General features: G+C 65.6%; 12 protein-coding genes. 4 read left to right on the top strand and 8 right to left on the bottom strand.

What is annotated here, in order from left to right; translation table 11 throughout:
* Positions 1-184 precede the first annotated feature (184 nt).
* The 8 genes from BLU29_RS15650 to trpD form a co-directional block, all read right to left on the bottom strand.
* Entirely contained in the window at positions 185-1,501 is a 1,317-nt protein-coding gene (locus BLU29_RS15650; protein ID WP_157693933.1) for a carbohydrate porin, read from the bottom strand.
* Positions 1,498-4,194 (bottom strand): magnesium-translocating P-type ATPase, encoded by a 2,697-nt coding sequence (mgtA, locus tag BLU29_RS15645; RefSeq protein WP_231962250.1) that lies wholly within the window; start codon positions 4,192-4,194, stop codon positions 1,498-1,500. The genes BLU29_RS15650 and mgtA overlap by 4 nt, the downstream gene beginning before the upstream one ends.
* 73 nt (positions 4,195-4,267) lie before the next feature.
* On the bottom strand, positions 4,268-5,290 hold the full coding sequence (locus tag BLU29_RS15640) for an ATP-binding protein (RefSeq protein WP_091059862.1): 1,023 nt from the start codon (positions 5,288-5,290) through the stop codon (positions 4,268-4,270).
* Positions 5,287-5,979 carry a response regulator transcription factor gene (locus tag BLU29_RS15635; protein WP_091059860.1) on the bottom strand — a complete coding sequence of 231 codons (693 nt, stop codon included), beginning with the start codon at positions 5,977-5,979 and terminating at the stop codon, positions 5,287-5,289. The genes BLU29_RS15640 and BLU29_RS15635 overlap by 4 nt, the downstream gene beginning before the upstream one ends.
* Positions 5,980-6,096: 117 nt before the next feature.
* Complete coding sequence (locus BLU29_RS18210; RefSeq protein ID WP_157693932.1) at positions 6,097-6,252, bottom strand: hypothetical protein; 156 nt, start codon at positions 6,250-6,252, stop codon at positions 6,097-6,099.
* 644 nt (positions 6,253-6,896) lie between these two features.
* On the bottom strand, positions 6,897-7,541 hold the full coding sequence (locus tag BLU29_RS15630; protein WP_091059858.1) for a tetratricopeptide repeat protein: 645 nt from the start codon (positions 7,539-7,541) through the stop codon (positions 6,897-6,899).
* Positions 7,542-7,709: 168 nt separating this feature from the next.
* Complete coding sequence (gene glmM / locus BLU29_RS15625; protein ID WP_091059855.1) at positions 7,710-9,047, bottom strand: phosphoglucosamine mutase; 1,338 nt, start codon at positions 9,045-9,047, stop codon at positions 7,710-7,712.
* 88 nt (positions 9,048-9,135) lie between these two features.
* The gene (trpD, locus tag BLU29_RS15620; protein WP_091061206.1) at positions 9,136-10,182 is read right to left on the bottom strand and encodes an anthranilate phosphoribosyltransferase; all 1,047 of its coding nucleotides are present in this window, start codon (positions 10,180-10,182) and stop codon (positions 9,136-9,138) included.
* 156 nt (positions 10,183-10,338) lie between these two features.
* On the opposite strand from trpD, the gene BLU29_RS15615 reads away from it, so the two are divergent.
* The 4 genes from BLU29_RS15615 to BLU29_RS15600 all read left to right on the top strand — a co-directional run bounded on the left by BLU29_RS15615 (position 10,339) and on the right by BLU29_RS15600 (position 13,747).
* Positions 10,339-11,337 carry an undecaprenyl-diphosphate phosphatase gene (locus BLU29_RS15615; protein ID WP_157693931.1) on the top strand — a complete coding sequence of 333 codons (999 nt, stop codon included), beginning with the start codon at positions 10,339-10,341 and terminating at the stop codon, positions 11,335-11,337.
* Positions 11,338-11,460: 123 nt separating this feature from the next.
* Complete coding sequence (gene rpmF, locus BLU29_RS15610) at positions 11,461-11,637, top strand: 50S ribosomal protein L32 (protein ID WP_091059850.1); 177 nt, start codon at positions 11,461-11,463, stop codon at positions 11,635-11,637.
* Between the two features lie 76 nt (positions 11,638-11,713).
* Positions 11,714-12,748: a phosphate acyltransferase PlsX gene (gene plsX, locus BLU29_RS15605; protein WP_255401096.1), complete on the top strand. Its 1,035-nt coding sequence runs from the start codon at positions 11,714-11,716 to the stop codon at positions 12,746-12,748.
* A 12-nt stretch (positions 12,749-12,760) separates the two neighbouring features.
* Positions 12,761-13,747 carry a beta-ketoacyl-ACP synthase III gene (locus BLU29_RS15600; protein WP_091059845.1) on the top strand — a complete coding sequence of 329 codons (987 nt, stop codon included), beginning with the start codon at positions 12,761-12,763 and terminating at the stop codon, positions 13,745-13,747.
* Positions 13,748-13,750 lie beyond the last annotated feature (3 nt).

Raw genomic sequence — 13,750 nt, 5'->3', positions numbered from 1 at the left:
GTGCGCCGAAGCAACCCGTCCGGAGGCCGGGTTCCACCTTTCAGTCCATCTCTCTTCGGGGGATTTTAGTTCAACTGCATGAGTCCGGCTGGGGCCTGAGCGGTTAACCGTAAACGTCTAGCCAGACGTAGTGGCCATAGAGGCGGACTCGGCCAATGACCGCCGCCTGGACGAAGGGGGCCGGTTAGAGTTGCAGATGGGCGCGGACGGCGAAGATGGAGACCGGGCCGCGTGCCGAATTGTAGCCGGGATTCTTGATCCACTGGTAATCGGGAGAAATCTGCAGCCACTTCCGGTATTGGAAGGCGTAGTAGAGCTCGACCCCCTCCTCCGCGGCATACGAAAGGCCCCCATCGCCCAGGAGTAGTCCGGTGCCTCCCTGTGCGAGATAGTGCCGGTGATCGGAGGTCAGGCCGTTGACGAAAACAGCCGCGCCCAAAACGTCGTCCGGGCGGCTCCACCGGCGCCCTTTCGCACTCAAGCCCGCCGCCAGGGAGCGGTCGATCTCGGCAAAGGCGAAACTCTCCGTCCGACCGTCATTCCAGCTCAGGCGGGCGAAAGCACCCACGTCGTCGCTCAACTCCTGGTCCCAGCTGATCCCCGCCCCCTCCTTTGAACGGTAGGCGCGGGTTGGGACAATGTCCTCGGGATACTGCTGGGCCGCCGCGGCCCGATACAGGCCCATGTGCGCCTGGTTCCAATAGACAAAAGGCCGCACCGTGCCATGGCGGCCGTTCCATTCGTAGCGGTAGTCGAACTGCAAGATCTGGCCGTAGGCGCGGCCGATGTGGGGATCGAGCTGGTCACCGTTGGCGACGGCCGGCTCCATCAGGAGCCCGTAGCGGAGTGTCGTGTTCGCGGTGTTCCATTCGACGACCGCCCCGGCGGTGAAACCCACGACGTCGGCGGGATAGTCCCAGGCGGCGCTTTCCCAGAGCGCCCAGTTCATGAACTGCGTCCGCGGATCGTGGCTGTAGCGGTTGTCGTCGAAAAAGTCGTTGGCGGAGAATTTTCCGACCGACACGGTGATCCGGTTGACGTCGATTTTGCCCGCGATCTGGTTGAGGTCGTCCTCCACCGCTTCCTTTTCCCCACCCAGGCCGAAGACCTGACGCAGGAAAAGCCGCGAGGTGTTGTAGTGCAGGTTGGGGAAACCCGACTTGACGGCTTCGCCGTTGGGGAAGCCGCCGGCGCCGAACGTCTGGCTCAAGCCGTGCCCCTGGAAAATCTCCGGGTTGTAGACCAGTTCCGCGCCCGGCCAAAGTTTCCGGTCCAGATAGAGGGAGAAGGAAAAGGTGCGCTCGGCTTCGTATGCATGCGTCAGGCTGTTGACGCCCTCATAGGCGGACGGAAAACTGTAGTGCCACTGCTCGACGCTGGTCACCTGGGTATGCAGGCTCCAGTCCGAGGTCGCCGGGGCGGCCGGTTCGGCGCGGGCGGCCGGGGTCAGGCGCAGGAACGCGAGACAAAAGAAAATCGGTAGCAGTCGGTATTTTTTCATAACCATTCCTTGAACTTGCGGATGTAGAGTTGCTTGAGAAACTGGGTCAAGCCGCAGTAGGCGAGAAGCGTGAGGGCCAGGAATGGCCAGAAGCCTGGGGGCAGCGGCGTCATGCCAGTCCCGCGGCCCAGTGGCGTGAAGGGTATGGCACAGCCGATGGCCATGACGGCGCCGGTGAGGAGCAGCACCGGGGTGGCCGCGGTGCTTTGCACGAACGGGATCTTTTCCGTGCGGATCATGTGCACGATCAGGGTCTGCGTGAGCAGGCTTTCCACGAACCAAGCGGTTTGAAAGAGACTCTGACTGTGCGGCTCCATCGAGTTGGCCCCGAAAATGAACCACATCCCGAGGAAGGTCGTGATGTCGAAGATCGAGGAGATCGGCCCGATCAGGACCATGAAACGCGCGAGGCTGCCGATGCCCCATTGGCGCGGTTTTTTCAGCCAGTCCTCGTCCATGCGGTCCCAAGGCAGGGAAATCTGCGAGATATCGTAGAGCAGGTTGTTGATCAGGATCTGCACCGCCAGCATCGGCAGGAACGGCAGGAAGGCGCTGGCCGCCAGCACGCTGAACATGTTCCCGAAGTTGGAACTGGCCGTCATGTTGATGTATTTGACGATGTTGCCGAAGGTGCGCCGGCCCCACACCACCCCGCGTTCCAAGACCAGCAGGCTCTTTTCCAGGAGAATGATGTCCGCCGCCTCCTTGGCGATGTCCACGGCGGAATCGACCGAGATCCCCACGTCGGCTTCGCGCAGGGCCATCGCATCATTGATGCCGTCGCCCAGGAAGCCGACCGTGTGCCCGTTGGCCTTGAGCGCCTTGATGACCCGCGCCTTTTGCGCCGGGGTCAGCTTGGCGAAGACCGTGACCATTTCCACCTTCTCGCGCAGCGCATCGTCCTCCAGCCGCTCCATTTCGCTGCCCAACATCACCTCGGAGACCTCCAGGCCCACGTCCCGGCAGACTTTGCGGGCCACCAGGGCGTTGTCGCCCGTGAGGATTTTCACCGCCACCCCGTGCTGGTGCAGGAGGCGCAACGCCTCGGCGGTGCTCTCCTTCGGCGGATCGAGAAAGGCGATGAATCCCGAAAAAATGAGGCCTTGCTCGTCCGTCACGGAAAACTCCCCGGCGGCTTTCTCGATCGCCTTGTAGGCCACGCCCACCAGGCGCAAACCATCCTGGTTGTTTTCGTCCCGCAACTGGTGGAGCCGCTTCCGCAGCTGGTCGTCGAGAGGGGCGATGGTCCCCTCGTCGTCCACCTTCGTGCAGATATCGAGCATTTCGTCCACGGCGCCCTTGCAGACCAGCAGCGGCGGGCCGCCGCCGGCCGGCCGGAGCACGACGGACATGCGTCGGCGGGAGAAATCAAAGGGCAGCTCGTCGATCTTGGTGTAGGAATTCGCCGCTTCCCGCAGCGCATGGTCCGTGTGGGCGTGCTTGATCACGGCGCGGTCAATCAGGTTCTTGAGGCCCGACTGGAAGAAGCTGTTGAGATAGGCCCGCTCCAGCACCCGGTCGTTTTCCTGCCCGTGGATATCGAGGTGCCTGATCAGAACCACCCGGTCCTGGGTCAGGGTCCCGGTCTTGTCGGTGCAGAGGACATCCATGGCGCCGAAGTTCTGGATGGAGTTGATGTGCTTCACCACGACCTTCTCCTTCGCCATCGCCGCCGCGCCCCGCGCGAGGTTGGTGTTCACGATCATCGGCAGCATCTCCGGGGTCAGCCCCACGGCCACCGCGACCCCGAAGAAGAACGCCTCGAGCCAGTTGCCCTTGGTCAGGCCGTTGAGCAGAAACACCACCGGCACCATCACCAGCATGAACTTGATCAGCAGCCAGCTCACCTGGTTCACGCCGCGGTCGAACGAAGTCATCGGACGTTGCAGCACCAGATGGGCGGCCAGGGCGCCCATCTGGGTCTGCGGCCCGGTGGCGAGCACGACCGCCCTGGCCGTTCCGCTCACCACGCTGCTGCCCATGAAGCAAAGGTTGGGCGCTTCCTGGACGGAGGACCGGCCTTCCCTGGCACTCGCGCGGGCATCCTTCTCCACCGGCATGGCTTCGCCGGTCAGCGCCGACTGGCTGACAAACAGGTCGCGCGACTCCAGCAGGCGCACGTCGGCCGGAATCATGTCTCCGGCGGAAAGCCGGACGATATCCCCCGGGGCGAGGTCCTCCATCAGGATCTCCGAGGCCCGATGATCGAGCGAGTGCGGCGCGCGCTCGACGCCGTCGTTTCCCGTCCGATAGACCGTGGCCTGGTTGCGCACCATCCGGCGGAGGGACTCGGCCTTCACCTGGGATCTGAATTCCTGCCAGAAGCGCAGGGTGGTCGCGACCGCGACCATGATCGACATGACCACGCCCCCCACGAGGTCGTCGGTGAGGTAGGAGACCACCCCCAGGAAAACGAGGATATAGTTGAAGGGATTGCGAAACGAATGCCAGAGGACGGCATACCATGGCGCGATCCGGCGCGGCACGGCGACATTCGGCCCGAAACGTTCCAGCCGTTCGCACGCAGCGGTCCAGGTCAGCCCTTCGGCCGAGGTTTGCAATCCCCCCAAGACTTCCACGGCTCCCGTTTGGGCGGCCATCTGCAGCCAGCTGTCCTCCGGCTTGGTCCCCGGAGACAGGAGTTCAAACCTTTTGCCGTTCAGCAGGGATGGAGTGGCGGGATCGGCGCGCATCGTTGATCTTGGATTGGGCCCAACCCTGCCACAGAAGCGCCGGGCGCAACAGCGTCCCAACCTGAAGATTTGGTCAGGTCGGCGCGCCGGAGGGCAACGCCGGCAGCGTGATCCGGAACATCGCCCCGCCGCCGGGCCCGCTGTCGGCCACGATGCGGCCGTCCAGTCGCTCGATGGCCGTTTTCGCAATGCACAGCCCGAGTCCGGCACCTCCGTCCGGCCGCAACCGGGAAGGTTCCAGCCGATAGAATCGCTCAAAGATCCGTTCCCGATGTTCGGCCGGAATGCCCGGCCCCTGGTCAATGACCGTGATGTTCACCACGTCGTTTTCCCGGTCCACACCCAGCCGGATGGTGCTGCCGGGAGGACTGTGCCGGATCGCGTTGTCCAACAGATTGACGACGGCATGCAACAGCAGGGTGACATCCGCAGTCGCCTGCAACCCCGCCGGACATTCCAGGTCCAGCTGGATCTGTTTTTCCTCGGCCAGCACCGCCACGCTGTCGCAGGCCGCCGCGAGGTGCTGCCGCAGTTCCACTGTCCGTCGCTGGATGGGCAGTTCATCGCTTTCCAGGCGGGCCAGCCGGAGCAACTGCCCGACCAGGGTATTCATCCGTTGCGCCTCCTCCAGCATGCTGCCGATCGCCTCACGCAGCACGGCGGGATCCGAGGACTGGCGCAAAGCGACCTCCCCCACCGTGCGCAGTGCGGTCAGAGGCGTGCGCAACTCATGCGAAGCGTCAGCCGTGAACCGGCGCAGCTCGGCCAGAAGGCGGTCGTGCTTCTGGGCTTCGCGCCGCAGCAAGGCCGCCAGGCCCTCCAATTCCGCCGGCAGGGGCTGCCGCGTCTTTGCGGAAATGCGCGTGCCCAGGCGGCCGATTTCATCCAAACACCAGCCCGCCACAAACCACCCGCCAATGAAGAAGACGGCCAGCACCGCCAGCAGGGCGGGCACGATCTTCCCCTCTTCCAGCCGCTCCACGCCGATGGTGCGCGCGACCACGGCCAGCAAAAAAATCAGCGCCCCGGCGGCCATCGCGCCGAAGGCCGCCGCCAGACGGGTGCGCAGAGAGAGTCTGCCCCACCACGCTTTCATGCCTTCGCTCCCTCGTCGCGCAGCACCAGGCCGAGGCCGCGCACGACATGCAGCAATTTGGACTGGCGTCCTTCGTCGATCTTGCGCCGCAGCCGCGCGACATGCACATCGATCACATTGTCCAGGGGGGTCGCACGGTTCGATTCGCGCCAGACCTCCCGCGCCAGCCGGTCGCGATCCACCACCTGGCCCGGGTGGCGGATCAGATAGGCAATGAGATCATACTCGCGCGGAGTCAGCCCGATTACCTGGCCGTCCCGGGTCACGCGGCGGGTTTCGAGGTCAACCGAGAGATCGGCGAGGGTCCGGCGGAGCGGTTCGGCCGGCACGGCACGACGCAACAATGCGCGAACGCGGGCCAGCAATTCTTCAAAGGCAAACGGCTTGGTCAGGTAATCGTCCGCTCCCGCCTCCAGGCCTTTCACCCGATCGGTGATCGAGTCGCGCGCCGTCAGCAGCAGCACCGGCGGACGCTGCCCGCGGTCCCGCAGCGCCTGCAACACCTGCAGGCCGTCCCGGCCCGGCAGCATCCAGTCCAAAATGAGCAGATCCGCCGCCTGCGCCGACAAGGACAACAGCGCGTCTTCGCCCGAAGCTACTGTCCGCACCTCGAAGCCTTCGCCCTTGAGGCCGGCTGCCAGGCCCGATGCCGTCTTCCCATCGTCTTCGACAATCAAAACACGAGTCACGGGCGGAAGCTATTTCACCGGCCGCGGAGATGGCGAGCCTGTCGTTGAAGGCGTCACCAGGTATGCGGCTTTTTGCAGCAGCCATGCTGCGGACTAAATTGATGGCGTTTCGCGCCTTTAGGTGGCCCTGAAGCCGAAGCGGGCCCGGATTACGAGGTCATGCAGGGCCGCGGCCTTGTCTTCGCGGTCGTTCATGAGGCCGGAGAGTTCCGTCCTCCTGATCTCGACCGTGGCATCAGCCAGCACGCCGTCGGGTGGGTATTTCGTTGGCATGTCTTTTTCCTTTGTTCGACCCGTGGGTTGGTAGATCCTGCCCTCGCTTTCGTAGTCAGGAGATGATGAGGAATTGGTTTTGGGCCTACTGACCCAAAGGGCACGCGCCTTTAAATCCGGATATCGTATGTCCCTTTGAGGGAAGCACGTCTCCCTCTTCGGGTCGTGCGTTATCTCCTTCGGGTATCGCGTCTCCCTCTTTGGGTATCGCTTTACCCGGTTCAGGTATCGCGTCTCACGCTTTGGGTATCGCGTTACCTCCTTTGGGTCGCGCGTCTCCCTTTTTAGGTCACACGTTACTCCCTTTGGGTATTGCATTACTTTCTTTGGGTCACGCGTTACCCGGTTCGGGTATTGCATTACCTTCTTCGGATATTGCGTCTCCCGAATGTCGGCCTGCGGGCCGGAAAACCCGGAAAGAGATACCCAAGCCATTTCGCGCCCGAAAGTATCGCCGGAGGACCACTGTAGCTCATTCATCTGAAGCCTAGGGACAAACCGGCTCGCTCGGGATCGCCGAATCTGGCTTTTTTACCGATTATCGGCCAATCTGCCTTCGGCCTGCCTTACAGGATCTCTACAGGCTCTCTACAGGATCCTTACAGAGGCTGACTGCCGTGTCAGAATGGCCCTGCGGTCTGCGATCAACCCTTGGGCGGCTCGGCGAGTTTGCCGCGGAAGTCGCCGCCTTGCTCCCATTTGCCCTGGGCCATTGTGACGGACACTGATGCTGTGCGCTGCAACGCAAGAGCGTCGGCGTTGCCGGGATGGAGGCGCAGTGCCTCGTCCGCCGCCTGCACGGCATCTTTCGCGCGGCCGGCGATGAGGTAGGCCCCGCCAAGCGCAATCCACAGGTCGGCCCGGTCGGGCTCGTCGTCGCTCGCCGCCTCATAGGCAAACACCGCCGTCTCGGGCCAGTTGAGCGCCATGGCGGCCTGACCCATCAGACCGAGCGCCGCCGTGTTGTGCGGGTCGCGGCGCAGCAGGCGCTCCGCGCTGGCAAACGCCGCGCGGGGCTCGTCCTTCAGCTTCATGCTGCCGCCGAGCAGAAACGGCGCGGTCGACACGGCCCGCACCAGCTTGGACAGCCCGCTCTGGCGCATGGCCGCGACCTTGAGCAGCGCGGCCCGCTCCAGCTTGCGCACACTCAGGCAGGCCGGCTGCTCGTCGAGGATTTTGGCGCAGAGGTCCGCCGCCTGCTCGGCCCTGCCGCGGTCAAAGGCCGAGCGCGCACTCTCCGCCTGCTTTTGCAGGGCGAAACTCAGGGCGCTGATCAGGACCTCGGGCATAAGGCAGGTTTAACCACGGATTACACGGATTGGCACGGATAGATTTTGTGTCGGAGCCTGCTTGCAGGCGATCAGGAATGATCGCGGCTGAATCGTCCGAAAATCGCCTGCAAGCAGGCTCCGACAGGTTTGATCCGTGATCATCCGTTTAATCCGTGGTCAAAAATGCTACATCACTTCCAGCTCCGCTCGCGCGGCGGCAACCAGTTTATCGAGGGCGGCCTGGACGATGGCTGCGGTCGGGCCCTCGACGAGCAGCCGCAGCTTGGCCTCGGTACCGGAGTAGCGGACCAGCACCCGGCCCTGCGCCCCGAGCTCCGTCTCGACCGCCTTGATGGCGGCCGGCAGCGTGGGCAGTGCCTCCAACGGTTTCTTTTCTCGCACCTTCAGCGCGACCGACTGCTGTGGAAATTTCACCAGCACCTTGCGCAATTCGGACAGCGGCCGGCCGGTGGCGAGCATGACCGCAATCACCTTGAGCGCGGCGACCAGGCCGTCGCCGGTTGGCGACACATCCGCGCAAATCACATGGCCCGAGGATTCGCCGCCGAGCGTGGCGCCCTCGGCCAGCATGCGCTCGATGACATAGCGGTCACCTACCGCAGTGCGCAGCACCCGGCCGCCGGCGGCGGTGACCGCGGCCTCGACCCCGAGGTTGCTCTGCACCGTCACGACCAGGATCTTTTTCACCAGCTGGCCCTGCTTGAGTGCCTGCAGGGCGAGGATCGTCAGGATTTCATCGCCATCGAGCACGTCGCCATGCTCGTCGCACAGGACACACCGGTCGCCGTCGCCGTCGTGCGCGATGCCCAGTCGGGCCCCGTGCTGGCGCACCGCCGCGCACATGGCCTCCGGGTGCTCGCTGCCCACGCCGGCGTTGATGTTCAAACCGTCCGGCTCGGCGCCGATCGCAATGACCTTGGCCTGGTGATCGCGCAGAACCGCGCTACTGGTGTGGACGGTGGCGCCATTGGCGGTATCGAGCACGATCTTCCAGCCGGTCAGCTTGCCGTGCAGGACGCCCTCCATCGCATAAAGGTAGTCGGAGATGCCATCGGCGGCCTTGAGCCGGTGGACCGTGGGGTCGGTGCGCTTGGCGGGCAGCAATGCCTCGATCGCGGCCTCCTCGTCGTCGGTCAGCTTCATGCCGGCCGGCCCGAAGAACTTGATGCCGTTGTCGGTGGCGGGATTGTGCGAGGCGGTGACGACCACGCCGAGCGCCGCCTGCCGGGTGCGCACGGCGCGGGACACGGCTGGCGTCGGCAGGATCTCGAGCGAGGCCGGCGCGCAGCCCCCGTGGGCCAAGCCGTCGGCCAGCGCCTGGGCCAGCGAAGCCCCCGAGGCGCGGGTGTCGCGGCCGATCAGGACCAATCCGCCCGGCGCCTGTCCCTTGGCGCGCAACCAGGCCGCCGCCGCCGCGCCGAGCCGCCACGCAAAGTCCTCGTTCATCGTCACGCTGCCGTAGAGGCCGCGCACCCCGTCGGTGCCGAAGTAGAGGCGTTTCATTGTAGCGGCGGTCTGTGACCGCCGAGAGAACGTGATCGGCGGTCACAGACCGCCGCTACAGATGCTGCGCCAACCGTCGAAAGATGCTTCATGCGCGGTAGAATTCCTTGGTGGCGGCGATCTTTTTCGCCACGGCGCCGCCGAGCAGGAGCTCGCGCGCCGGCGCGAGTCCTTCGCGGACCGTGGCCACGCGGCCGGTCACGTGCAGCGCCACCGCGCTGTTGAGCACGATGGTATCGACCAGTCCGGCGGGGCCGCGTCCGGCGAGGATGGCCCCGACCGTGGCCAGGTTGGTCGGGAGATCGCCGCCCTGCAGCTCGGCGAACGGCGCGGGGCTGAGCCCGAAATCCTCCGCCCGCCACATGGCGTGCACCCCGCGCAACCGGCCGACGCCGCTCACGTGGTTGACAGTCGCCGTGGTGAGTTCGTCGATGCCCTGCCCCGGCGCGATGACGCCGTGGCCGACGAGGCCCGCCTCCTGGCCGAGCTCGTCGAGGGTGCGGGAGAGTTTCTCGACCAGCGGCAGGGAGTAGACGCCGAGAAGGATGTGCGCCGGCCGGCCGGGATTCATGAGCGGGCCGAGGATGTTGAAGACCGAGCGCTGTCCCTGCGCCGCGAGCGACTTGCGGGCGGCGCCGATGTGCTTGAAGGCCGGGTGATAGTTCGGCGCGAAGAAAAACGCGTAGCCCAGCTGGTCGAGCGCCTGGCGCAGCTTCTGCGGCGCGGCGGCGAGATCGACCCCCAGCGCCGCCAGCAGGTCGGCGCTGCCGCACTTCGAGGTGATGCCGCGGTTGCCGTGTTTCATCACCGGTACGCCCGCGCTGGCGACGACGAGCACGACCAGGCTGGAAATGTTGAACCCACCCGCGTGGTCGCCACCGGTGCCGACAATATCAATGGCGCGCGGCGCCCAGGTTCCGACCCCGGGGTTGACCGCCAGGGCGAGAAACGCCCGGGCGAATCCGGCAATCTCCGCGGGCGTCTCGCCTTTCGCGGCCAGCGCGGCCAGGAAAGCGGCCTTGGCCTCGTCGGTCGCCTCGGAGGAACCCAGCGCGGCGGCGGCCGACGCGACTTCGGCGGGGCCAAGATCAAGCCGGTTGGTCAGCTTGGAGGTGAGCTCGGTCAATGCGGCCATCAAGGCGCCGAGGAGAAGCCATTCCTCCCGGTGGCGCAAAGCATAAAACCACGGTAGCGTCGGTCTATGATCGACGGACGGCGCTCATCGAGCGCCGCTACAGTTCCATCCTCCATAAAACTCGACAGCGACGGACGTTTTCGCGGACACTATCGCGTGCCTTTTTCGCCCCGCTTCCTCTGCGCCGGCCTCTTGCTGGCCGCCACCCTTACCGCCTCCGCCGCCGATCAGGCGGCCCCGCCCGTCGCCGAGCTCAGCGCGGGCGATGCCGTCGTGCTCGGCGTGGTGGAGGGCGTGACGGAATTCCTGCCCATCTCGTCCACCGGACACCTGATCATCGCCAACCGCCTGCTCGGGCTCGAATCCGAGAAGCAGCTGGCGGACAAAGCCGGCCAGCTGCTGTGGTATAAGGCGCCATCGCCGAAATACCCCGCGGGCGTGCCCCTCACACTCAAGCTGGCCGCCGACACCTACACCGTGATCATCCAGGTCGGGGCCATCTGCGCCGTGATGCTGCTTTATTGGCGGCAGATGCTGTCGATGTTCCTCGGCCTGCTGGGTCGCAGCAGCGCGGGCTTCCGGCTGGTGCGAAACGTCATTTGGGCGACCCTGCCCGTCGCGGTGATCGGGCTGCTGGCGCATGACTGGATCGACGAGCACCTTTTCTCGGTGCCCGCCGTGATCGGCGCGCAGGTGGTCGGCGCGCTGCTCATGCTCTGGGCGGAACGCTGGCGGCGGGCGAACAGCGGCATCGGCTTCTCCAAGGGCGACCCGTCCGACCTGACCCCGCGCAAGTCGGTGGGCATCGGCTTCGCCCAATGCCTCGCGCTGTGGCCCGGCACCAGCCGCTCCATGGTGACCATCGTGGGCGGTTACCTGGCCGGCCTGAACGCCGCCAAGGCCGCCGAGTTCAGCTTCCTGGTCGGCCTGCCGACCCTGGCCGGCGCGGCTTTGCTCAAGGCCCTCAAATCCGGCCCGGCCATGATCGAGGTCTTCGGCTGGGGCGACGTCCTGCTCGGCGCCGGCGTGGCCGCGATTACAGCGATGATCGCGGTCAAATTCCTCGTCCATTTCATCTCCCGGCACGGCCTCACCCTTTTTGCCTATTACCGCCTGCTGGTGGCATTTGCGCTGATTTTGTTTTACCTGATTTGATCCGCGGCCGCGGGGGCGACATAACTCTTGACGGCCCCCGGTGCGAACCCTACGAACCTCGTCTTTATATAGCAAAAAAGCACCGGGTTTCACGACCCACCGCGCTCCTCAACTCCCTTCTTTATGGCCAATCCGAAACGCAAACAATCCAAGCGCCGTAGCGCCAACCGCCGCGCCGCCAACGCCCTCAAGGCCCCCCAATTTGCCAAGGACACCGACGGCGGCTCCTTCCGCCCCCACCGCGTGAATCCCAAGACGGGCATCTATCGCGGTCGCCAGGTCCTCAACGTCGAGGTCTAAAGAGTCCGCCGGGTTCAGTCTTCCCGCCATTAACCCCGAGACGGCCAGTCCCTCGACCGCTCACGCCCGGATTGCGGTGGACGCGATGGGGGGCGACCTCGGGCCTTCCGAAGTCATCGAGGCCGTCAAACTCGCGCTGGCCGATCCGGACATCGACCCGATCACGCTCATCGGCGATCAGGCCGTGCTGGAGCCCCTGCTCGCCGCCGCCGGCCTGAGCGGCCACGCCAGGCTCTCCGTCGTCCACGCCAGCGAGGCGATCACGATGGAGGACAAGCCGCTGCGGGCCATCGCGAAGAAGAAGGATTCCTCGATGGTCCGGGGCTTCAATCTCGTCAAGGAAGGCAAGGCCGGCGCGCTCGTGAGCTCCGGCAACACCGGCGCGCTCATGGCCGGCAGCAAGCTGATCGTCGGCTCGATCACCGGCGTGGACCGGCCCGTGCTGGCCGCCGTCATCCCCCGCGAAAACGGCCATTTCATCCTGATCGACGCCGGCGCCAACCCGGAGGCCAAGCCCGAGCACCTCGTGCACAACGCCATCCTGGGCGCCGACTACGCGCGCGTCATCCTCGGCATCGACAACCCGCGCGTCGGGCTGCTCACCATCGGCACCGAGGAGGGCAAGGGCACCGCGCTGACCACCGAGGCGAACACCCTGCTGAAGAAGGTCAACGGGATCATCAATTACGCCGGCCCCATCGAGGGCTTCCAGGTGTTCAAGGACACCGTCGATGTCGTCGTGTGCGACGGCTTCGTCGGCAACACGCTGCTGAAGACCTGGGAGTCGCTGGCCAAGTTCATCAGCGGCATGCTGCGGGACGAGATCCAGCGCAATCCCATGCGCCTGCTCGGCGGTGCGCTCGCCAAGGGCGCGTTCGACGTGCTCAAGGCCCGCATGAACCCCGACCGCTATGGCGGCGCCCCGCTGCTGGGCGTGAAGGGCAACGTGCTCAAGGCCCACGGCTCCTCCAACCGCCACGCCTGGAACAGCGCCATCCACGCCGCCGCCCAGATCATTCACCAGGACCTTTACCACCGCATCGAAACCGACGTCGCCCGGGCCAACGTGCTCATGGCGACTCCCCCGGCCGCCGACGCGGCCGCCGGTTAACCGCTTTCCCTTATGGCCTCAGTCATCATCGCGGGCGTCGGCTCCTACGCTCCGCCGAAAATCCTCACCAACCACGACCTCTCCAAGATGGTCGACACCTCCGACGAGTGGATCTTCACCCGCTCCGGCATCCGCGAGCGCCGCATCGCCGGCGCGGACGAGGCCTGCTCCGACCTGGCCGTCAAGGCCGCCAACGCCGCCTTGGCCGACGCCAAGATCAAGGCCGGCGACATCGACCTGCTGATCGTCGCCACCGCCTCGCCCGACACTCCCCTGCCCTCCACCGCCTGCTACGTGCAGCACAAACTCGGCGTCCCGGGCCACGCCACCTGCTTCGACATCGCGGCCGCCTGCTCGGGCTTCCTCTACGCGCTCGAGATCGCCTACGGCCAGCTCCTGACCAACCGCTACAAGCGCGCGCTCATCATCGGCGCCGAGAAGCTCTCCACGGTCACCGACTGGACCGACCGCACCACCTGCGTGCTGTTCGGCGATGCCGCCGGCGCGGCGGTGCTGATCAAGGTCGACCAGCCGGGCATCGGCATCCTCGGCTCCGACCTCGGCGCCGACGGCGAGTTCGCCGACAACCTTTACATCCCCGCCGGCGGCAGCAAGCGCCCCGCCGACGCCCAGTCGGTCGCGGAGCACGCCCATTGCATCCGCATGAACGGCCGCGAGGTCTTCAAGAGCGCCGTCCGCGTCATGGAGACCGTCGCCCGGGAAATGATGGAACAACATAACCTTTCGCCTGACCAAATCGACCTCGTGATCCCCCACCAGGCCAACATTCGCATTATCGAGGCGCTGGCCGGCAACCTGAAGGTGCCGATGGAGCGCGTTTACGTGAATCTCGACCGTTACGGCAACACCTCCTCCGCCTCCATCCCGCTCGCCCTGGACGAGGCCCGCCGCGCCGGCCGCATCAAACCCGGCAACCTGACCCTGCTGGTCGCCTTTGGCGCTGGCTTGACCTACGGCGCCACTCTTATTCGCTGGTAAGCA

The organism is Opitutus sp. GAS368 (genome assembly GCF_900104925.1).
Lineage (GTDB): Bacteria > Verrucomicrobiota > Verrucomicrobiia > Opitutales > Opitutaceae > Lacunisphaera.
This window is presented reverse-complemented; position numbering and strand designations above follow the sequence as displayed.